This window comes from Salegentibacter agarivorans (assembly GCF_900113135.1).
GTDB classification, from domain to species: Bacteria; Bacteroidota; Bacteroidia; order Flavobacteriales; family Flavobacteriaceae; genus Salegentibacter; species Salegentibacter agarivorans.
Genome location: NZ_FOOH01000011.1, coordinates 128717 through 151284, shown reverse-complemented (window position 1 = coordinate 151284; position 22568 = coordinate 128717). Strand labels below are relative to the sequence as shown.

The following is a 22568-nucleotide window of genomic DNA, read 5'->3' as shown; positions in this document are numbered from 1 at the left end:
CACAACCTGATTCGCCTCAAGGAAAAGGCCAGGAACCTACTGCTAAGTGAAGAGGGAATAGCACATCGCAAAAGAAGATGCTGGGATGTTGAAGCCGTCTTTGGAAATATCAAGCAAAATATGGGCTTTAAGCGGTTTATGTTGCGGGGAATGGATAAAGTAACTACTGAGATAGGATTAATAGCTATGGCGCACAACTTAAGAAAATTCAGTATCGCATAGCAAGGGGGCGCTGCTTTGCCTTTTTTTATCAGAAAGAAGATTTACAAAAAGAAGAATCGCTTCCTCTTACAAAACATTTATAAAGAAAAAGGGCCATCTAAATACTTTTTAGACGGCCTCTTTTTGTTTCTACTTGGGTACAACATTTATGATTAATTAGTCCCATATTAAAGTTCCCAATCCTGTTGGTAATTTAAAGGTTATGGAGCCTTTTCTTCGAGATACCATCTTATTAATTCACTGAAAAATTGCTGAAAACTTAACCCTTTGTTAGAGATTTTAAACTCTCATCCTTTTAATCATGAGAATAGGTAGATTCTTCATATGTGGAGATACCATACATATGATGAATTTGCAAAATTAAAACTGATCGTTTTTAAATCCTGGGTCAGTGGAAGGGATTTTTACTGAATCTTCATTTCACCTATTCCTAATAAAAATTGTAGTTTGCTAAAGTTTAAACTTTTTTCAAAAGGATTAATTGCCAAACTAAACTTTAAAAGGAAAAATCCCTTGTCGAATTTAATTTTATAAAATTTAAAGTAAATTACTGAGGTGATTATAGCTTTTATTTAGGCTTTTAAATTCAGGCATTTCGAAGTTTTCCTGTTCAAGAATATAATGCTCAACACCAGATACTTTTGCATTATTAAATATTTCTTTATAATTAATATTCCCATTGCCAATCTCCGTATTCAATTCTGGATTTTCTTTATGCATATCTTTTACATGCCATAATTTAAATCTTCCTGGATATTTTTGAAATAATGATATTGGATCGTGCCCTCCTCTAACGACCCAATAAATATCCATTTCAAAGGTAACCATATTTTTATCAGTATTATTTATTAGAATTTCATATCCCGTAGAATCATCCATCCTTTTAAATTCAAAGGCATGATTATGGTAAGCCAGAGTAATTCCTGCTGATTTACAGATTTCTCCCGCTTCGTTAAATTTTTCAGCAATGTTGAGATAATCCGATTTGGATTTCCTAAGATTTTCTGCAATACTTGGAATAATAATGTATTTCTGATCGAGTTCCCTGGCTACTGAAATTATTTCTTTGAAATTTTCAAAGTCCCCTTTAATAAGGGAATTACCGTCGTAATGGCCACTAGGTGATGTCAAGTTATTTTTTGTGAGTTCTTCTTTAAGCTCGGCAACGCTCAATCCCCAAAATTTTCCATCGTTGTATCCATAAGTTTCTATTTCATTAAACCCAATATTGGCTAATTTTCTTAGAATCTTTTTTGGGTTCTGGGAAATTGTATCTCTTAAAGAGTAAAGTTGAATTCCTAATGATTCTTTTTCTTTAGATGTAAAACTAAATCCCGGAGCGATTGAACAGGCTACCAGTGCCAAACCGGTTTGTTTTATAAAATTCCTTCGATGTACCATTGCTTCTATTTTATACTATAAGTTTAATTAATGGGTTTTTTATTTATATAATTCTCTAAACTAAATATAAATAATTATTAAATAATCATATTTTAAACCAAAAAATTGGAGAATGACAGAATAGTATGATAAAGTGACTAAATAGTATTATTCAGAATAGAACTCAAAGTATAATTTAGATCTTAATAATTTGCTAAAAAAAGTTTATAGAGATAACTATAATGTTAAAAAATTTAGCGTCTGTTCAAGGTTTAAGAAATAATGTCTTGTTTTTAAGAATCAAAAATTAATGGATAATAAAAATAGCTATAAAAAATATTCTGAAAAATTTGATGCTATCGTTATTGGTACAGGAATTACCGGCGGGTGGGCGGCTAAAGAGCTTTGTGAGGGAGGTCTAAAAACTTTAGTACTTGATCGAGGACGAATGGTGGAGCATATTAAAGATTATCCAACGATGAATGATGATCCCTGGGATTATAAATTTAAAGGCCAGGTTACAAGAGAGGAGCTTAAAAAGCAGGAAAAACAGGCCAGAACGGGTTATACAATTAATGATGCCAGTAAACACTGGTTTGTAAACGATTTGAAACATCCCTATAATGAAGAAAAAAGATTCGACTGGATCAGGGGGTATCATGTAGGAGGTAAATCTCTGATGTGGGCCAGGATGTCATTCCGTTGGAGCGATTTAGATTTTGAGGCAAATAAGAATGACGGACATGGTGTAGATTGGCCTATAAGATATAACGATCTTAAGCCCTGGTATGAAAAAGTAGAAAAATTTATAGGAATTAGCGGTAAAGCTGAAGGCTTACCCCAATTACCCGATAGTATTTTTACGCCTGAAATGCCTCTTAATTGTGTAGAGGAAGAATTAAGGGACGGGGTAGCTGCAAATTTTTCAGATCGACAAATTATTAATTCAAGAGTCGCAAATTTAACCGACCCTGAAGGACGGGAGGGTAGATCAAATTGTCAGTTCAGAAACCGTTGTATAAGAGGCTGCCCTTATGGTGCTTATTTTAGTAGTAATTCTTCGACATTACCTGCTGCAGTGAAAACTGGAAATATGACTCTACGACCAAATTCGATAGTTCATGAAATTGCTTACGATCAAGAACAATCCAAAGCAACTGGGGTGAGAGTAATCGATGCTGAAACCGGAAAAAGAATAGAATTTCAGGCAAATATTATCTTTTGTTGTGCAGGAGCGATACCTACAACCTCAATTCTTATGCAGTCAAAATCTGAAAGGTTTCCTACAGGATTGGGGAATGATAGTGGGGAATTGGGCCATAATCTAATGGATCATCATTTTAAAGTGGGGGCTTCAGGTGTTTCCGAAAATCATCAGCAAGATTATTATAAGGGACGAAAACCTGCTGGTTTTTTTGTGCCTAGATTTCGGAATATCAATGAGGAAACAACTATGAAAGACTTTGTGCGTGGTTATGGGATGCAGGGGGGAGCCAGTAGAACTGACTGGACCCAGGCAATAGGTGAAATGTCATATGGTAAAGAGTTAAAAGAAGCAATAGTAAAACCCGGTAGATGGCAAATAGGAATTAATTGTTTCGGTGAATGTCTTCCTTATCATGAAAATAAAATGACCTTGAATTATGAAAAATTAGATGAGTGGGGATTGCCCACAATAACTTTCGACTGCGAATACAAAGAGAACGAGAAGAAAATGAGGAAAGATGCGAAGGAGCAGGCAGTAGCTATGTTAAAAGCTTCTGGATTTAAAGATGTAAAAGGATATGAGGAAGAATGTTTCCCTGGAAATGGAATTCACGAAATGGGCACGGCAAGAATGGGGAGAGACCCTAGAACTTCAGTACTAAATGGAAATAATCAGCTCCACAATGTGCCGAATGTTTTTGTTACAGATGGAGCTTGTATGACTTCGTCAGCTTCCCAAAACCCTTCTCTAACCTATATGGCAATCACAGCCCGAGCTGCCAATTATGCTATAAAACAATTTAAAAATGAGAGGTCTTAATTTGAAAATAATTTTACTAACCAAAATAGATTAATATGAAGATACCATTATTTATTGTTGTTATGTTACTGTTTCCAGTAACCATTTTCGCTCAAGAGGATGAGATCCTCCTAACTGGTGTGGTACTGGATGCTGATAGCGGTATGCCAGTTCCTAGTGCTAACGTCATTGAAAAGGGAACATCAAATGGTGTATTAACTAATTTTGACGGGGAATTTACTATAGAAGTGCCAGCAGATGCTACATTAGTATTTAGTTATATTGGTTATGCAACTACTGAGATTCAGGTAGAAGGGAGAACGGAAATTGAAGTTTCTTTAGAACCTGAGGCTGCGGCTCTGCAAGAAATTGTTGTTGTGGGTTATGGTTCCCAGAGGAAATCAGATTTAACTGGTGCAGTTTCCGTAGTAGACATGGAATCTATGGGAAGACAGCCCTCTCCTCAGGTAACCGAACAACTTCAGGGACAGGCCTCAGGTGTTACAGTTACAAGTTCTGGGCAGCCTGGAGAACCACCGCAGGTACGTATACGAGGGATTAATACTTTTGGTGACAGTAGTCCTCTTTATGTAGTAGACGGAGTTCCTACCCAGGATATTAACTACCTTAATCCCAATGATATCGCAAATATGCAAGTCTTAAAAGATGCAGGGTCTGCTTCTATTTATGGTGCTCGTGCAGCAAACGGGGTGATAATAATTACCACTAAAAAAGGATCGGGGGATTTAAAAGTGAACTATAATGGGTATTATGGATCTCAAATGGTTCCAAAGGGTAATGTGTATGATATTTTATCCCCTCAGGAACATGCTGATTTAAGATGGGCTGCAATGGAAAATACTAATCCCGGTGAACCAATTACAGATAGACAATACGGGAGTGGAGCTCAACCAACGCTTCCTTACTATATACTTCCCGGTGGTGCAAGCCAGGGAGAGGTAGATGAATCTAGTTATTTTGTAGATCCATTTTACACCGAATCCGGTGCAGTAAATGGATTTAATCAAATTATAAGAGCTAACCAACAAGGGACAAATTGGTTTCAGGAAATCTTTAGTAATGCACCGATTATGAACCATGATATCTCTCTAAGCCAGGGAGGAGAAAAAGGTAATTTCCTTTTCTCTTTAAATTATATGGATCAGGATGGAACTTTAAAAAACACTTATTTTGATAGATATACAGCGAGGGTAAACAGTCAGTTTGATATTTCAGATAATTTTAGAATTGGGGAAAACCTGGCCTACTCACTTTCGGAGGGTAATAGGGTTGCGGTTACAGGAGAAAATCCTATTAATCACGCCTATAGGTCACAACCTATTATCCCTGTCTATGATATAGCAGGCAACTTTGCTGGAACTCAGGCTCCATCACTAGGTAATTCTCAGAATGCAGTAGCTATTCTCGATAGGAACCAAAATAATTTTAGTAGGACGAGTCGTATTTTTGGTAATATTTTTGCTGAACTTGATTTTCTCGAGAATTTTACAGCCAGAACAAGTTTTGGAGGAAGTTATTCCAATACAAATGGTCAGGTTTTTGCCTATCCTACTTATGAAAATGCTGAAAATACTACATATAATCAGTTGACTGAAAATGCCTTTACAGGATACAACTGGACCTGGTCTAATACACTTCAGTACCAAAACAATTTTAATGATTTACATGATATCACTGTTTTAGTAGGAACAGAAGCTTATCATAATCAATATGAAGAGGTGAGTGCCTTAACCCAAGGGTTTTATTCTTTTGATCCTGATTACGTTAATCTCAGTACAGGTTCTGGAACGCAAACTAACTCTGGTTTTTATACTGAAGACGCTTTGTTTTCTGTTTTTGGTAGAGTTGATTACACTTTTAATGAAAGATATTTATTAGGAGCAACCTTACGCCGTGATGCTACTTCCAGGTTTACTAATCCTAGACATGGTTGGTTTCCTGCCGCCAGTGCCGGTTGGAGAATAAGTGAAGAAGCTTTTATGGACGAGGTTCACTGGATAGATGAATTGAAAGTAAGAGGTGGATATGGTGTAATGGGGAACCAGAATAATGTTGACCCTGCTAATGCTTTTACTACTTATGGAAGTAATAGGGTTTCATCTTACTATGATATTAATGGTTCTAATAATAATATAATAGAAGGTTTCCAGCGTTCGCGTATTGGGAATCCAAATGCAAGCTGGGAAAAGAACGTCAATGCAAATGTAGGGGTAGATATGAATTTATTTAAAAGTAAACTTCAAATTTCTGCTGATTATTACCGCAAGGACGTGGTTGACCTATTGTATAATCCGGAACTTACTGGTACCGCAGGTGTATCCACAGTGCCTTATGTAAATATTGCTGAAATGAAAAACAGTGGTTTAGATCTTTCTGCAACTGCATTTTTTGATTTTACCTCAGATTTGAAAATGAACACTACGCTAACACTAACAACTTATGAAAATGAAATTGTAAATATCGCAGATGGAGTTTCTTACTTTGATCAGGAGGCTCGTCGTTTCAATGGTAGTAGTATAGTAAGAAATGCGGTAGGTAATTCTGTAGGCCAGTTTCACGGTTATAATATAATTGGCTTCTGGAATAGCCAGGAAGAAGTAGACGCAGCAAATCAGGAAGCCCAAAATGTATTAAATAATCCAGATGCTGAATACCAATCTGATATTGGGGTAGGTCGTTTTCGTTATGAAGATATAAACGGGGATGGCGTAATTACTAGTGATGATCGTACCTTCTTAGGTAACCCGAACCCTGAGTTTAGTGGTGGGTTAAACTTGGAATTCACATATAAAAACTGGGACTTCAGTACCTTCCTGTATGGAGTGTATGGCAATGATATTTGGAATCAGGTAAAATGGTGGCATGATTTCTATAGTTCCTTTAATGGAGCGAAAAGTAATACAGCCTTATATGATTCCTGGACTCCTAATAATCAAAATGCTTCCGCTCCCATTCAGGAGACCGGTGGAAGCTTTAGTACAGCTAATGTTCCAAATTCCTATTTCGTAGAGGATGGCTCCTATCTTAGGGTTAGAAATATTCAATTAGGATATAGCTTGCCAACAAATATTTTAGATAATGTTGGGTTGGATAGGCTCAGATTATATGTACAAGGAGCTAATCTATTCACCATCACCAACTATTCTGGCGTAGATCCCGAACTAACTGGGACAGCAACAGCTTTTGGTATTGATGAAGGAGCATATCCAACACCCAAGCAGATTATTTTCGGTGTTAATCTTACTTTTTAGATGATAAATAAATATATAGATATGAAAAAAATAGTATATACAATAGTTTTTCTTTCTCTCGGAGTAGGAATCTTCCATAGCTGCTCAGAGGATTTTTTAGATAAACCTGCATATGGAGCTTTAAGCGATGAGGTGCTCGCTGATGAAAAAGGGATTGAGGCACTTTTAATAGGAGCTTATGCCGCTTTAGATGGCCAGGATGTTGTTAATGGTGGTACCGTGGCACTGGGTGGTGGTAACGGTTGGGAAGCAACTCCATCAAACTGGATTTACGGGGATATTACTGGAGGTGATGCGCACAAAGGAAGTGATGGAGGGGATCAACCTCCCATTAATTCAATTGCAACCTTTAGTGCGGACCCGAGTAATGGATTTTTTAATACCAAATGGAAGGCCCTGTATGAAGGAGTAACCCGGACTAATGCGGTTTTAAGACTACTTAATGAAGCAGAGAATATTTCAGAACAATCCAAAGCAAATATTGCTGGTCAAGCGAGGTTTCTTCGAGGCCATTATTATTTTGAGTTAAAAAAAATGTTCAATATGGTACCTTGGATCGATGAAAACAGTGAAAATACGAATCTTCCCAACGATACTGATATATGGCCAAATATTGAGGAAGATTTTAAATTTGCTTACGAGAACCTTCCCTCTACTCAAGATGACGTAGGAAGGGCCAATCGCTGGGCTGCCGGAGCTTATTTAGGTAAAACTTACTTGTACCAGGATAAATTTCCTCTGGCAAAAGAAATATTTACAGAGGTAATTAATTCTGGTGTTACTTCAAATGGTTTGAGCTATGGTTTAGTAGATAATTTTAACCATAACTTCAATGCTGAATTCGAAAATAATGAAGAATCCGTGTTTGCGATTCAAATGGTAGCAAATGATGGAACAAATACTATAGGTAATTCGAATCAGGCCTTGATGCTCGCTTATCCATATAATAGTCCTTTTAGATGTTGTGGTTTTTATCAACCTACACAGGACCTTGTTAATTCTTATCGTACAGATGAAGCTAATGGTTTACCATATTTAGATAATTATAATAACAATCCGGTTAAGAATGACATGGGAATTTTATCTGATGAACCATTTACTCCAGATACTCAATCATTAGATCCAAGGTTGGACTGGACAGTAGGTAGAAGGGATATACCTTATCACGATTGGGGTTACCACCCAGGATATGACTGGGTAAGAGAGCAGTCTTCTGGCGGACCTTATGCTCCTAAAAAACATATTTACTGGCAATACCATGCAGATACCTATTCAGATCAAAGTGCCTGGGCTCCCGGGAACGCAATAAATGTGAATGTAATAAGATTTGCAGATGTACTTTTAATGGCAGCTGAAGCAGAAGCAAAGACAGGAAATTTAAATACTGCCTTAGATTATGTGAACTTGATAAGAGGAAGAATGGCCGATAATTCACAGCATTGGCTCAAAGATTATGTTGATCCGGAAAATCCTTTAGATGGTTTTACCCAGGATTACGCTGCAAATTATAATATAGAAAGATATCCGGAAGGTTATTTTACTTCTGAAGAACAGGCAATGGAGGTGATTATGTATGAAAGACGAATTGAACTGGCAATGGAAGGACATAGGTTCTTTGACCTTGTGCGATGGGGAGTAGCCCAGGAAGTACTAAATAACTTTATTGATTATGAAGGCCAAATCACAACTGATGTTAGGGGTGGTGATTTTAATTCCAATGATGTGTATTTTCCAATACCACAACGTCAAATAGATTTAAGTACTACTGCAGACGGACCGGTTCTGCAACAAAATCCGGGATATTAAAATTTGTAGCCATTGATTAATTTAAGGAGAGTGTTTTTATAAGCACTCTCTTTAATTTTCCAATTTTGTCTAAATAAACCATGGTTTTATTCAATACCCGTATAACTCAATAAGCATGAAAAAACAAAGACGTTCTTTTTTAAAGAACCTTGGCCTCGCAGGAGCTACCGCAGCCATTATGCCCTCTGCTTTTGCCTCTGAAACAAAACAAATTAAGTTCCTGGAAAGAACTGCGGGAGATATATTCGGTTCTAAACCTCTGGGATTAGCTTTAATCGGTGCCGGTGGAATGGGCGTTGCCGATGCAAAAACAGCATTGAAACACGATAATATTAAGATGCTCGCCGTTTGTGATTTGTATGACGGTAGACTGGAAGAATCAAAAACCCGATGGGGTGAAGATATTTTTCTCACTAAAGATTATGAGGATATTCTAAAAGAAGAGGATATTGATGCAGTAATAATCGCTACTCCAGATCACTGGCATGAACAAATAAGCATTGATGCACTAAAAGCAGGCAAACATGTGTACTGTGAAAAACCCATGGTGCATTCAGTGGCGGAGGGACAAGAATTGATTAATGCCTGGAAAAAGTCTGGAAAGGTTTTTATGGTAGGGAGCCAGGGCTTGTCTTCTTTGGGGAATGAAAAAGCTAAAGAATTACTTGCCCAGGGTGCAATTGGCGATATCAATTATGCCGAAGGATTTTGGGCTAGGAATTCACCATTCGGGGCCTGGCAATATCCAATTCCGCCAGATGCTTCTCCTGAAACTGTAGACTGGCAAAAATTTATTGCTAATACTGAAAAACGTCCGTTTGATCCAAAAAGATTCTTTCGATGGAGGAATTATCTTGATTACGGTACTGGAATGGCTGGAGATTTATTTGTTCACCTTTTTTCTAGTCTTCATTTTATAACTAATTCGGTGGGCCCTAACAAAGTTGCAGCAACCGGTGGCCTTAGATATTGGAATGATGGTAGAGAAGTTCCAGACGTATTATTAGGCATGTTTGACTATCCCGACTCCGCGCAACATCCTGCATTTAATCTTTCTCTGCGATGCAATTTCGTTGATGGCACCAGCGGAAGTACCTACCTGAAAATTGTGGGTAGTAAAGGTTCCATGGATGTCACCTGGGACGATGTTATGCTAAAACAAAATGACGTTGCCGCTTCAGATGATCCCTTCATGGAGGAAAAGGGTAAGGAGCAGAGTCCAAAACGTAGTGACCGTAAAAAAATTCTTCCACCTTCAGAAACCTTTTATCAGGTTGAAAAAGGGTATAAAGGAGCTCATTACGATCACTTCGCTAATTTTTTCCATGCTATAAGAACCAATGGTCCGGTAGTAGAGGATCCGGTTTTTGGATTCAGGGCTGCTGCTCCTGCCTTGCTTTGTAATGAAAGCTACAGGCAAAACAAATTTATGGGTTGGGACCCTGTGGAGATGAAAGTGATATGATTCTATAATACTGTAGATGAAAAAACTAATCCTTGGAAGCTTTTTATTAGCCTTATTAATTTCTGCCTTTCCTTTTGAAAATCATTTTTCTCAATATCCGGAAACTACTGAAAGGGATCTAGGAATGTTTGAAAATGAGGTGACCATCCGGGATTCTGCTTTTATTGGAGAGGTGGATTACAACCCAGGACTGCAGGAATATTCGTTTTCAATTTCTGAAGATAAAAAACCTGGCGAAATTCAAGCCTTCCACTATCTCTATAAATCCATACAAGGAGACTTTATTCTTAGAGCTCATTTGAGCTTTGAAAAAGATACTGGTTCCGGATCAAATTCCGGATGGATAATTCGAAATAATCTGAGTTCAGAATCTGCTGAGGTAATCGCTCAGGTAAATAATTTAGGTGCAGCTTCTTTGGAATCTAATACAATTGAAGGTTTAAAATCAGAGAAAATCAAAGTTCCTTTGGCTAAGGCCAATGTGCTCCAATTAGAGAGAAGAGGAGATGTGTATTACTTTTCTTCAGCAAAATTCGGGGAGCCTTTTACAACAGTAAAAATTGAAAATGAGAACCTGGGAAACGAGGTGTTCGCAGGACTTTTCTTTGATCCGGGACGTGAGGGAGCGAATGGAAAAGTAATTGTAAACAACGTAAGGATCATAAAGCCTGCCGGGCCAGATTTTGAGCAGTATCACGAATATCTTGGCAGTAATCTGGAGATTCTGAATGTGGAAACCGGCAAGCGGAAGATTCTGTATACTTCTGCTCATTCCATTCAGGCTCCTAACTGGGTAAATAATGATAAGGACCTTGTCTATAATTCTAATGGTTACCTATACCGTTATGATTTGAAATCGGAAAAAGTGGAGCAAATTGAAACGGGATTTGCAACCAATAATAACAATGATCATGTTTTTTCTTTTGATGAAAGTATTTTAGGAATAAGTCATCATAACCAGGAAGATGATGGGGTCTCCTCCCTTTATATTATGGACCCTGCAGGAGATACGTTTCCGCAGAAAATAACAAAAGATGGCGTAGGAGCTTCGTATCTGCATGGGATATCTCCTGATAATAAAACCCTGCTTTTTACCGGGGAACGTAAGGGTAAAATGGATATTTACAGCATTGATATTGATAATAAGAAAGAAACTCAGTTAACAGATACCGATTATTTGGACGATGGCTCAGAGTATTCACCAGACGGGAAATATATTTATTTTAACTCTAACCGTAAGGACAAGATGCATCTCTGGAGGATGAAACCCGATGGGAGCGAGCAAGAGCAATTAACCTTTGATCCGAATCATAATGATTGGTTCCCACATGTATCACCCGATGGCAAGTGGATCGCTTTCATTTCTTTTCCTCCCGAAATTGATTCAGGAGAACACCCTTTTTATCAGCGCTGCCTGATAAGGCTTATGCCGGTAGATGGGGGTGAACCTAAAGTTATAGCCTACATATACGGTGGGCAGGGCAGCATTAATGTCCCTAGCTGGTCGAGTGACAGTAAACATATAGCCTTTGTCACTAATACCGCGTGTAATTAAAAACATAAATAATAAATTATGAAAAAAATTATTTTAAGCATTTTTACTGTCATGGCAATGATGGCCTGTAAAAATTCTTCTGAAAATTCCGAAAGCGAATCGGAAGTGAAAGCAGAAGAAAAAAATGAAATCTCAAGTCAGGATGAAGATTGGCAATATCTCTTTGACGGCAAAAATGCCGATGGCTGGCGGGCATACAATGGGAAAGAAGGAGAAGGTTTGCCTGATGGATGGATAATAGAAAACAAAACTTTAAAATCTCTCGGAAAAGGTGGTGATATTGGTGGTGATATTGTGTACGAAAAGAAAGAATTTGAGGAGTTTGAACTTTATCTTGAATGGAAGATTTCTCCAGAAGGAAATAGCGGAGTCTTTTACCATGTGATAGAAGATGAAAAATATGACGCACCATACTTTGCCGCTCCCGAATACCAGATCATAGACCAACTTGGTTTTCCGCAGGAACTGGAGCCATGGCAATCTATTGGAGGAGATTATGGAATGTATGATCCTGAATATAATGAAGAAGACCTAAAAGAGATAGGCGAGTGGAATTCCAGCAGAATTAGATTCACTAATGAGAAAGTCACCTACTGGTTGAATGGCGAGAAAACACTGGAATTTGAACCCTGGTCTGAGGATTGGCAAAAAAGAAAAGATGAAGGAAAGTGGAAAGATTTCCCTGATTACGGAAAAGCTAAATCCGGACTAATAGGCCTGCAGGATCACGGCAGTTTTACCTGGTTTAGAAATATAAAAATCAAAGAACTATAAAAGATGAAAAATACAGGAATTTTATTGGCTCTTCTGTTTGTAGCTTTAGTAGGCTGTAAATCGGAATCTCAGCTTTTTAATGGAAAAGATCTTGAGGGATGGCAAGTTTACGGTACCGAACAATGGTATGTAGAAGAAGGTTTACTGGTTGCCCAAAGCGGCCCGGATGCCGAATACGGATACCTGGCAACCGAAGAAAATTATAAAAATTTCGAACTGGAACTGGAATTTCTTCAGGAGGCAGATGGTAACAGCGGAGTTTTCTTTCGTTCAGATATAGAAGGTACAAAGATTTCGGGCTGGCAGGTTGAAGTAGCTCCACCAGACTTGCATACAGGTGGAGTCTATGAATCTTATGGCAGAGGTTGGCTTGTTAAACCCGAAGATAGTAAGGAAGATGTTCTCAATTATGGAGATTGGAATAAGATGAAGATAAGGGTTGAGGGGGATAAGGTTCAAACCTGGCTCAACGGGGAGGAAATGATCAATTTTTCAGACGAAAGAATTGGTGATGCCAATGGAAAAATTGCCCTGCAAATTCACGATGGAGGTGGTATAAAAGTTTTTTGGCGAAATATAAAAATCAAAAATTTAAAGTAAAGTTTTTATTAGTTAGCAGTGTTACAGTTGATTTGTTAGCTAGCGTCTGTTTCTTATAGAAGCAGGCGCTTTTTTTATTCGGAATCAAAGTATTACCAATAATCCCTTAGCGATATCTTTGTTAAAGCACTCTTTTTATACCGCTAAACTCTTCACGAAATTGACTGGGGGTGCAATCTTTACACTTTTTAAAAACTCGGTTAAAGTTAGCAATATTATTAAATCCACATTTAAAAGCAATCTCGGCGATGCTCAGGTCTTTTTCTATTAACCATCGTGAGGCATAACCAATTCTGGTATCATTGATATATTCTATAAAAGTTTTACCGGTTCTCTTTTTTATAAAGCGGTTAAAAGATACCTTGCTCATATTTACCAGTTCTGCAATTTCTGAAAGTAAGATTTTATTATGGTAATTCTCCTGAACGTAATCATAGATTATTTTAATCTTGTCACTGTTTTCAAAATCTTTATATGTGGAAGTGTAAGATGATAACAGCCTTTGGTTTCTTGAGTTTGCCAAATCGTGGAGTATGGAGATAAGTTCCAGAAGATAATCTATACTATCAATTTTAGATAGCTTAAGTAGTTTAGGTTTAATCTCTTCAGTAATTTTTTCTGAAAATAAAATGCCGTGAGTAGATCTTTCAAACATATCTTTTATTGGCTTCATAATACGCTTACTTAGTAATTTTTCCCCAAAAAGATTGTCGTGAAACTGTATTGTGATCTCGTGGATATTATTGCTGCTACAATTGTGTAGCTGCCATCCGTGCTGAATGTTTGGCCCAACCAGTACCAGCTCAATGTTACTAATTTCTTCCATGCTATCTCCCACGATGCGCCTTACACCTTTGCCGTTAATTAGAAGGTTGAGTTCAAATTCAGGATGAAAATGAATAGGGAAATCAAAATCATTTTTAATTCGGTCAAAAACCAGAAAACTATCTTCAGGGGATAAAGGGGTAATTTCCCGATGTATATCTTTATTCATCACATTAGAAGTTTTAGAATAGAGAAAATTTTATCAATAAATGACAAAATCATATTAAGTTAATATATTGAAGCGTGCTATTTTTGGAATTCCTTAACAATTAATCGCTAAAAAATATAATCCCTGCTTTTTAAGGGCTAAATATAAAAGAAGATTTAAGAAATACTAAAGTATTTTTTCAAATCTATAAAATTAAATATTCGGTTTTTATGAATAAATCTATCAAAATCCTGGCACTTATTTTACCAGTCCTATTTCTGTCTTCCTGTAAAACAACTCGGGATATTGATTTTGATAGTATTAAGCTTGCAGATAAACAAGCTTCAAAGGAAACAAAAATTTATATCAAAGAATAAGGGTTATTGCTAAAGAAAGAATTGCTTTTGGCCACGAAGATGCAACAGCTAACGGAATCAACTGGGGGGATAATGTTAAACAGATGAAAAGTGATGACAAAGAAATTACTGGAAAATTCCCGGCTATTCACGGTTTTGAGGTTGGACATATAGAACTGGCTCGGGCGACAAATCTCGACATGGTTTCTTTTAAGCTTATGCGAGGCATATCAAAAAAAGTATAGAAAAGGAGGCATTATTACTTTCAGCTGGTACCTTGATAATCCCGTAACCAATGTAAATTCGTGGGATGCCAGGGCTGCGCAGTACCTCAAATTTTAAAAAAAGCACAGACCAGCAACAAACCTTATGTGCTTACTGAAAGTAGAAACAATAAATTTGGGATGAATGCTCAATGGTGGACCGAAGCTCTTTACCCGGGAATAAAAAATTCTGGTATTGCATGGGTATTGATGTGGCGAAAGGACGGACCAGATCATTATTTCGCTTCCTATAAAGGCGATGTCGCTGAAGAAGATTTTAAAACCTTCGAAGACCTGAAGGAAATACTTTTTTTAAAAGAAATCAGCAAAATTAACTACTAATGAATTTTATCTTATGCTACAAGGCCTGGATATCCTTATTATCTTACTTTATCTTACCGGAACTATATTAATAGGTCTTGCGCTTAGAAAGAGGGCCCATAAAAGTAAAGATGATTACCTAATGGGAGGAAAAAGTCTCCCTTGGTATACGATGGGACTTTCTAATGCCTCGGGAATGTTTGATATTTCCGGAACCATGTGGCTGGTTACGCTCACCTTTGTGTATGGCTTTAAAAGTATATGGATTCCTTGGCTATGGCCTGTTTTTAACCAGGTGTTTCTTATGGTTTACCTTTCGGCCTGGCTTAGAAGATCTAATGTAACCACCGGCGCAGAATGGATCTTATTTAGATTTGATAGCGGCCGTGGTGGTCGTTGGTCTCACGCCATAATTGTGGTTTTCGCTATTTTAAGTTGCCTTGGATTCCTGGCCTATGGCTTCATTGGGTTGGGTAAATTCGTAGAGATATTTATTCCTTGGGAAATTGTTTCAACATATAGTCCATTTGATATTCCTGCTGCTTACCTGCCTCATTTCTATGGAATAATTTTCACCCTTTTTGCCGTGTTTTATTCCGTATTGGGCGGTATGTCTGGTATTGTATGGACCGACGTTTTACAATACGGGATTATGACAGTCTCCTCCATTGTCATTGCGGTAATTGCCTGGCAAGCTATGGGAGAAAATACGCTTAATGTGCCAGAGGGTTGGTTGAATCCATTTTTTGACTGGGAACTAAATATGGACTGGTCAGGTATTATAATAGAGGTAAACTCAAAAATCGTTTCAGATGGATATTCCCTCTTTGGAATTTTCTTTATGCTAATGGTTTTTAAAGGTATTCTCTCCAGTATCGCAGGTCCGGCTCCCAATTATGATATGCAGAAAATTTTATCTACAAAATCCCCTCTGGAAGCCGCAAAGATGAGTGCCTTTTCTATAGCCGCGCTTATTCCAACCCGTTACCTTATGGTTGGTGGTTTTTCAATTTTAGGAATCCTTTTTTATGAAGATCTAAAACTGAGCACGGCTGGAGTAATAGACTTTGAAAAAGTTTTACCGGCTGCTATAGAACAGTTTGTACCTGTAGGCTTACTCGGTTTACTACTTGCCGGTTTGCTGGCCGCGTTTATGTCAACTTTTGCAGGTACCTTAAATGCAGCCCAGGCTTACATTGTTAACGATATTTATTTGAAGTATAAAAACCCACTTGCTTCATCTTCCAAAATTAAACTGATGAACTACAGCAGTGGTATTGTGGTGGTTTTAATAAGTATAGTGCTTGGCTTTTTTGTGCAGGATGTAAATTCAATTTTACAATGGATTGTTTCTGCGCTCTACGGGAGTTACGTAGTATCAAATGTTTTAAAATGGCACTGGTGGCGCTTCAATGGAGAAGGTTATTTCTGGGGTATGCTTGCAGGAATAATCCCAGCACTTGTTTTTCCGATTTTCACAGATACACTGGATCTATATTATTTCCCCATTATCCTTTTAATTTCTATTGCCGGAAGTATTATAGGAACTTATTCTGCACCTCCTACTAATAAAAAGGTACTTAAAGATTTTTATAAGAATACCAGACCCTGGGGGTTTTGGGGACCCATACATCGGGATATTACCGCAGAGGACCCAAATTTTACCAGGAATAATGGGTTTAGCCGCGACATGATTAATGTGGTAGTGGGAACACTGGGCCAAACCTTGCTGGTGGTTATACCGCTATATCTAATCCTGCATGAAACCCTACCCATGCTGGTGTGCATTGCAATATTAATTGTTTGCATCATTTTTCTTAAAATGAATTGGTGGGATCATATTAAAAAAGAACCAAACATTAAGAATAAATAAGTTCATCTTATGGATACTAAAAACGATACCCGAAAAATCCCCTGTTACGATAAACTTCAGCAAAGACATCGTGAACTCCTGGAAAACCCTAATAAACCAGTAGTTTCTTCTAACGGGATCTTTACTCGCTATAAAAATCCAATACTTACTGGAGATCACACCCCGCTGGAATGGCGTTATGATTTTGATATAAAAGCAAATCCTTTAGGTTTAGAGCGAATAGGCATAAATTCTACTTTCAATCCCGGAGCGATGAAATGGAAAGGCAATTATGTACTGGCCGTGAGAGTAGAAGGAAATGACAGAAAATCTTTCTTCGCTATTGCCGAAAGTCCAAATGGTGTGGATAATTTTAAATTTTGGGAGAAACCCATTGTGCTTCCTCAAACTGAAATACCAGATACGAATGTTTATGATATGCGCCTTACGCACCATGAAGATGGATGGATCTATGGCGTTTTCTGTACCGAAAGAAAAGACCATAACTCACCTGCTGATACTACTGCTGCAATAGCCAATGCAGGAATAATAAGAACTAAAGACCTTTTAAGCTGGGAACGCCTGCCAGATCTTATTTCGAATTCAGGGCAGCAAAGAAATGTGGTGCTACATCCTGAGTTTGTAAATGAAAAATATGCGCTATACACCCGCCCGCAAGATGGTTTTATTGAAGTTGGAAAAGGTGGTGGAATTGGATTAGGTTATATAAAGGATATGTCCAATCCGGTTTTGGAAGATGAAAAGATCATAAACCATAAGGTTTATCATACCATTTATGAAATGAAAAACGGACTTGGTCCGGCACCTATAAAAACCAGAGAAGGCTGGTTACATTTAGCTCACGGCGTTAGAAATACCGCAGGCGGATTGCGCTACACACTTTACCTATTTATGACCGCCTTAAACGATATTTCTAAAATAACCTTCCAACCTGCCGGTTATTTTATGGCGCCAAATTATGAAGAAACAGTTGGGGATGTCCCTAATGTACTTTTTGGAAATGGATGGATTAAGAATGAAGACGGGACGATTTATATTTATTATGCCTCTTCAGATACACGCTGTCATGTGGCGGTTTCTTCCATAGAAAAACTTCTGGACTATGTTAAGAACTCCCCTCAGGATAAATTTACTTCAGGTGCCTCTGTTGATAATATAATTAAGCAAATAGAAAAGAATAAGTCAAAAAAATAATTCAGACAATGGAAGCCAGGGCCAAGAATTTTAGCGACGAAATTTCTTCAGAATTGAAGAATATTTTGACTTACTGGAAACAATTTAGTATCGATAATATTCATGGCGGCTTTGTTGGAAGGCGGGATCATTATAATCATCTGATCGAAAATACGCCAAAGGGAGCAATTTTAAATACCCGTCTTTTATGGAGCTTTTCTGCTGTTGCCAATTTTGAAGAAGATAAAGAGTCCTTAAAATTAGCTGAGCGCGCTTGGAATTACATTGAAGATAATTTTTGGGATAAAGAATACAACGGTGTTTTTTGGGAACTCGATGCGCAAGGCCAGCCTCAAAACACCAGAAAACAGATTTACGCCCAGGCTTTTGCCATTTATGCCTTAGCTGAATATTACAATCTAGCAAAAACTGAAAAAGCAAAAGATCGTGCTCTTGAGTTATTTGATCTTATTGAAACCAATGCCCGGGATATAGAATTAAATGGATATTTGGAAGCTTTTCAAAGAGATTGGACTACAATTGAAGATATGCGGTTAAGTGAGAAAGATCTGAATTCGGCTAAAACCATGAACACGCATTTGCATATTCTTGAAGCCTATACTCTTTTAATGCAAGTTACGAATAAGCCTGAAGTTAAAGAAGCCCTTGAAAACCTTGTCGTCCTTTTTCTGAATAAATTTTTGGATAATGAAACCGGGCATTACAGGCTTTTTTTTGATGTAAACTGGAATTCACAAAGCGAGTTAATTTCTTACGGTCATGATATTGAAGCTGCCTGGTTACTGGTAGAAGCCGCAAAAACAACAAAGAATAATCTTCTAATTGAAAATGCCAAAAAAGCTAATGTTTTAATAGCTGAGGTCTTTTTGAAAGAAGGGTATCAAATAGATAAAGGAATTTTAAATGAAAAAAATCTAAAAACAGGAGAAGTTGATACCGATAGACACTGGTGGCCACAAGTAGAAGCTATGGTGGGACTAGACTATGCATGGAGAATCTCTGGAAACAAAGAATTTTTAGAGGCAAAATATAACATTTGGAGCTTCACCAAGAAACATCTAATAGATCGAAAAAACGGCGAGTGGTTTTTTAGGATAGACTGCAATAACTCGCCATATGCTAAAGAAGATAAACTTAGCATGTGGAAAGCCCCTTATCACAATTCCCGCGCCTTACTAATGCTTCTAAATCTATAAAAATGAAAAAATAGGATGTTTTTAGTGGTATTTCTGCAAATTACTGTCTTTGTTTTCTCCAATTATTTTTCGACACTTTCAAGAATTTGAGAAAGATTTTTTGGAGGGAGGAATAAATTCTAATACTACTAGGTTTTTCCAATCATTGAATCTTATTTGTGTTTTTGAAACCTTTGAAAAAAATTAAAACCTGGAAATACCGGGTATATGAATTTATTTAATTGCTAATAGTTGTTTTATTATACTTGTTTTAAGCTTCAGCATAATTCATGACTTCCGTTTTCTGAAAAAAGTTTTTTGATTTATCTTAAATACTATTCAGTTAAATCCCACCACCATCAGGACGTTTTATTAAAAAGCAATTTTAGGGAATTTTTAATTAATTCTATTTTTTACAGAATATATTTCAAGGTTTTAATTGATTTTTAGTTAAATCTTTCTTCTAATAAGATTTGATTCCTTTTTCTCAATTAGTTTGTTTTCAAAATCAATATTTATTTAAAATGGAAGAAAACAAAAGAATTGAGGATCTCTTAATTGATATTAAAGGCCTCCTGGGAACTAACAAAAAAGTAATGAACGTGGAAGATCTGGCACAATCACCGGGCTTTCCAAAAGTAAGATCTACAAGCTTACGCATTTCAAGCTTATCCCGATAGGGAACAATCCTAATATTCGTCAGAAATTTTTCGACAAGGAAAAGATCGATGCCTGGCTCCTGGGAGAGCCGGACCTGTCAGATGTTTTCCTTGAGGATCAGTTCAATAAGCACTTACTGAAAAACCAGAAATAGGCGCTTGCCTTTTATTCATCCTTTAAAAATGTTATGATGAAACAGTTACCCTATATCCGGGTGGGAACCAGTTACTATAAGATAGTAGCGATGCCCACAATTGCCGGGAACTTCAATGAAGTTTCGATGCTCTATAATATACTTTCAGGAATTGAAAGTTTTAAAGCTTTGGGTTATGGAGAAATTTGAATCCAAACTTTATCAGGTATCCGAACAAAAGAAGAAAACGATCTACGATGCTGTGGAGGAGTATGTATCTGAAAAATATGATATACGGTTTAACGAAATCTCCCACGAGTTTCAGATACTATCAGCAGCAATTTAGCAAATTTTCAAAATAACAAAATTTTCTATGAAACCCACATTAATGATTTTAGTAGTGCTCCTGCTTGGCTGCGTTACTCCAAAAGAAATATTAACAGGATGCGACCATTATTCAGGATGGTGTAATGAAATAAGGGATCTGGCAGTACAATCCTGGAAATATGCGCAACTCTCTAAAAATGTGTATGAACAGGAGTACCAGTTTAAAGTTTCAGACCTGTTTAAAAGAATTGAGAGTTTTGAAAATAAAGCTATTGATTTTAATGCAGCATTATATCAGGATCTGGAAAGTGAAGGTTATGTTCTGGTATTCCGGGGAACCGATTCTACTCTAGATTATAGAAGAGGCAATAATCCATTTAATCAGGAACAAAATAGCTATGCCCTGGAAATTTTTGATGATATAAGGAAAAAGTATGGGGCTGAAAAACTCACTGTTGCCGGCCATTCCTTGGGAGGAGGAATAGCGACCCATGTTTCTCTTAACCGCGGGAATGTGACTTAATATTCCTTTAATGGAAGCCCTGTCTTTAAGAAAAATGGAGATTTTGAAAATGAAAGGTATAGTATCGTAGAAAATGGGGAAATCCTTAAATTATTCCGCGCACCGGGACGTGAGCCAACCCAGTTATATACTTCAATTGGCTGCTCCCACGGAAATCCTGTAAGTAAGCACGGAATACAAAAATTAGCCACCTGTTTAACTCAAATTGCCGCCATCGAGAGTGAAGAGGCCAGAAAATCATTAGATCTTAATAAACTGGAATTTGAATACCCGAAAAATAACAGCTCATTTATGACAGCTTGTAAACCAACAATTAATTCATAGCTTTTTTAAGTATGAGAAAAAAAATTTTACTTTTTATCTTAACGTTATTACCTGTTACACAAAGTTTTGCTCAGGAGGTGGTTCCTGGTGATATTGTCTCTTTAAAACAATCTATAAAAACTACCGGGAATCCTGAACTTATTTATTCGCAAAATCTGGATACAACCAAATCGGTTAATTATTTAGAGACTTTTATCCAGTTTGAAGTAATTGGCGTCACAGACAATATTGTAAAATTAAGAGCATTGGATTTTAAAGAAGGTACACAAAAAAGTCACTTCTATAATAAAAAAATATATTCCGTCAATCGATCTGAATTTGATAAGAGCTACAAAATCGTAGAACCGGTAGAAAAATTTTCTTTGGGCCTTATTTCACTGCCATTTAAGGTAAGGCCTCAGACGAAGTTTTCTTATTCAACTGAGTTCAATCTCAATGGTGCTTTAAACTATAACATTTACACTTTCTGGAATACTTCTATTAATTATCAAGCAGGCTTAGGCCTGGGCAGTGTTTCTTTAAATACCTCCAATTCCAATGGCGTGTCGCCTGGCCAGGAACAAAACGTGTCTATTTTATCAATATTGAACGGTTTAATGCTCCAGCATAAATGTATCCAGGTAGGTATTTATTTAGGCGTGGACTATATTAATAATCAGGAGGAATATCAATGGAATGGTAATGGAAATCTGTGGTTTGGGATAGGAATAGGCTATGACATATTTACGATAAGCACAAAAAAACCTACAAATTGATCACGCCGCATTACAGAGCCTTGGAAGAACAGGAAATCCGTAGAATTGAAGGCTTCACAGAAATTGAATTTGAACAAAATTTTAAAATAGAGCTTTAATTATGAGTTTCCCTAAGAATAATATTATTGATAACTGGTTAGAAAAGAACGGTGATCCGGAAATAGATAAATTAGTAGAACGTAATCTGGCAATTTCTAATAAGGTTCAGAATATCTTAGATAACCGTAAAATAAAGCAAAAGGAATTTGCAGAAATGTTGGATAAAAAACCGTACGAGGTTTCTAAGTGGTTAACTGGCCTACATAACTTGACCTTAAAAAGTATCACAAAAATGGAAGTTGCTTTAGGTGTAGATCTAATAAGCATTGAACCTTTAACAGAATACAAATATGTGTATTTAGGATCTGTAAAGGGATTATACGCCGCGTTTTTTACCTTATTAGGTATTAGTTTTTCCACGGCTAGAGGAATGTTTTATGATCGCTTGGCTAATACAAACTTTCAGGATGTGATAATTCCATTGATTTCACCAATAAAAATGTTAGATACTAAGAGTAAAGGTGAATAAAATAATTTTTGGGGAATACAATCCTCAAAAAACATTATATTTGG

Annotated in this window: 19 protein-coding genes; 17 read left to right on the top strand and 2 right to left on the bottom strand. The window is 37.0% G+C overall.

Annotation, left to right across the window (positions count from 1 at the left end):
• A partial coding sequence (locus tag BM084_RS10065) for a transposase (protein WP_143083645.1) occupies positions 1 to 222 on the top strand: 222 nt, incomplete at its 5' end.
• A 537-nt stretch (positions 223 to 759) separates the two neighbouring features.
• Here BM084_RS10065 and BM084_RS10060 read toward each other — a convergent pair.
• The gene (locus tag BM084_RS10060; RefSeq protein ID WP_177195690.1) at positions 760 to 1587 is read right to left on the bottom strand and encodes a sugar phosphate isomerase/epimerase family protein; all 828 of its coding nucleotides are present in this window, start codon (positions 1585 to 1587) and stop codon (positions 760 to 762) included.
• A 325-nt stretch (positions 1588 to 1912) separates the two neighbouring features.
• Between BM084_RS10060 and BM084_RS10055 the strand changes: the two genes are divergently transcribed.
• From BM084_RS10055 to BM084_RS10025, 7 genes are all read left to right on the top strand, one after another.
• Positions 1913 to 3628 carry a GMC oxidoreductase gene (locus BM084_RS10055; protein ID WP_093304574.1) on the top strand — a complete coding sequence of 572 codons (1716 nt, stop codon included), beginning with the start codon at positions 1913 to 1915 and terminating at the stop codon, positions 3626 to 3628.
• 35 nt (positions 3629 to 3663) lie between these two features.
• On the top strand, positions 3664 to 6879 hold the full coding sequence (locus BM084_RS10050; protein ID WP_093304572.1) for a SusC/RagA family TonB-linked outer membrane protein: 3216 nt from the start codon (positions 3664 to 3666) through the stop codon (positions 6877 to 6879).
• Positions 6880 to 6900: 21 nt separating this feature from the next.
• On the top strand, positions 6901 to 8685 hold the full coding sequence (locus tag BM084_RS10045; protein WP_075327879.1) for a RagB/SusD family nutrient uptake outer membrane protein: 1785 nt from the start codon (positions 6901 to 6903) through the stop codon (positions 8683 to 8685).
• Positions 8686 to 8800: 115 nt separating this feature from the next.
• A complete protein-coding gene (locus BM084_RS10040) occupies positions 8801 to 10150 on the top strand; it encodes a Gfo/Idh/MocA family protein (RefSeq protein WP_093304570.1) in 1350 nt (449 codons plus the stop codon).
• A 16-nt stretch (positions 10151 to 10166) separates the two neighbouring features.
• Positions 10167 to 11705 (top strand): DUF5050 domain-containing protein, encoded by a 1539-nt coding sequence (locus BM084_RS10035; protein ID WP_075325412.1) that lies wholly within the window; start codon positions 10167 to 10169, stop codon positions 11703 to 11705.
• A gap of 18 nt (positions 11706 to 11723) precedes the next feature.
• Positions 11724 to 12479 carry a 3-keto-disaccharide hydrolase gene (locus tag BM084_RS10030; protein WP_075325413.1) on the top strand — a complete coding sequence of 252 codons (756 nt, stop codon included), beginning with the start codon at positions 11724 to 11726 and terminating at the stop codon, positions 12477 to 12479.
• 3 nt (positions 12480 to 12482) lie between these two features.
• Positions 12483 to 13079 carry a 3-keto-disaccharide hydrolase gene (locus tag BM084_RS10025; RefSeq protein WP_075325414.1) on the top strand — a complete coding sequence of 199 codons (597 nt, stop codon included), beginning with the start codon at positions 12483 to 12485 and terminating at the stop codon, positions 13077 to 13079.
• 121 nt (positions 13080 to 13200) lie between these two features.
• Here BM084_RS10025 and BM084_RS10020 read toward each other — a convergent pair whose 3' ends face one another.
• Positions 13201 to 14073, bottom strand: a complete 873-nt coding sequence (locus BM084_RS10020; protein WP_075325415.1) for an AraC family transcriptional regulator — start codon at positions 14071 to 14073, stop codon at positions 13201 to 13203.
• Between the two features lie 706 nt (positions 14074 to 14779).
• Here BM084_RS10020 and BM084_RS10015 point away from each other — a divergent pair.
• From BM084_RS10015 to BM084_RS09985, 9 genes are all read left to right on the top strand, one after another.
• Positions 14780 to 15013, top strand: coding sequence for a hypothetical protein (locus tag BM084_RS10015; protein ID WP_143083644.1), 234 nt, complete (start codon positions 14780 to 14782; stop codon positions 15011 to 15013).
• Positions 15014 to 15026: 13 nt separating this feature from the next.
• Entirely contained in the window at positions 15027 to 16865 is a 1839-nt protein-coding gene (locus tag BM084_RS10010; protein ID WP_093304568.1) for a sodium:solute symporter family protein, read from the top strand.
• Between the two features lie 9 nt (positions 16866 to 16874).
• Complete coding sequence (locus tag BM084_RS10005) at positions 16875 to 18059, top strand: glycoside hydrolase family 130 protein (RefSeq protein ID WP_075325418.1); 1185 nt, start codon at positions 16875 to 16877, stop codon at positions 18057 to 18059.
• 8 nt (positions 18060 to 18067) lie between these two features.
• The gene (locus tag BM084_RS10000) at positions 18068 to 19255 is read left to right on the top strand and encodes an AGE family epimerase/isomerase (protein ID WP_075325419.1); all 1188 of its coding nucleotides are present in this window, start codon (positions 18068 to 18070) and stop codon (positions 19253 to 19255) included.
• Between the two features lie 503 nt (positions 19256 to 19758).
• On the top strand, positions 19759 to 19914 hold the full coding sequence (locus BM084_RS19175; protein ID WP_177195689.1) for a hypothetical protein: 156 nt from the start codon (positions 19759 to 19761) through the stop codon (positions 19912 to 19914).
• 167 nt (positions 19915 to 20081) lie between these two features.
• The gene (locus BM084_RS19170) at positions 20082 to 20237 is read left to right on the top strand and encodes a hypothetical protein (RefSeq protein ID WP_156858129.1); all 156 of its coding nucleotides are present in this window, start codon (positions 20082 to 20084) and stop codon (positions 20235 to 20237) included.
• Between the two features lie 163 nt (positions 20238 to 20400).
• Entirely contained in the window at positions 20401 to 20877 is a 477-nt protein-coding gene (locus BM084_RS09995) for a Tle-like phospholipase domain-containing protein (protein ID WP_143083643.1), read from the top strand.
• A 335-nt stretch (positions 20878 to 21212) separates the two neighbouring features.
• On the top strand, positions 21213 to 21956 hold the full coding sequence (locus BM084_RS09990; RefSeq protein ID WP_075325422.1) for a hypothetical protein: 744 nt from the start codon (positions 21213 to 21215) through the stop codon (positions 21954 to 21956).
• A gap of 100 nt (positions 21957 to 22056) precedes the next feature.
• Entirely contained in the window at positions 22057 to 22524 is a 468-nt protein-coding gene (locus tag BM084_RS09985) for a helix-turn-helix domain-containing protein (RefSeq protein ID WP_075325423.1), read from the top strand.
• The last annotated feature ends 44 nt before the right edge of the window (positions 22525 to 22568 follow it).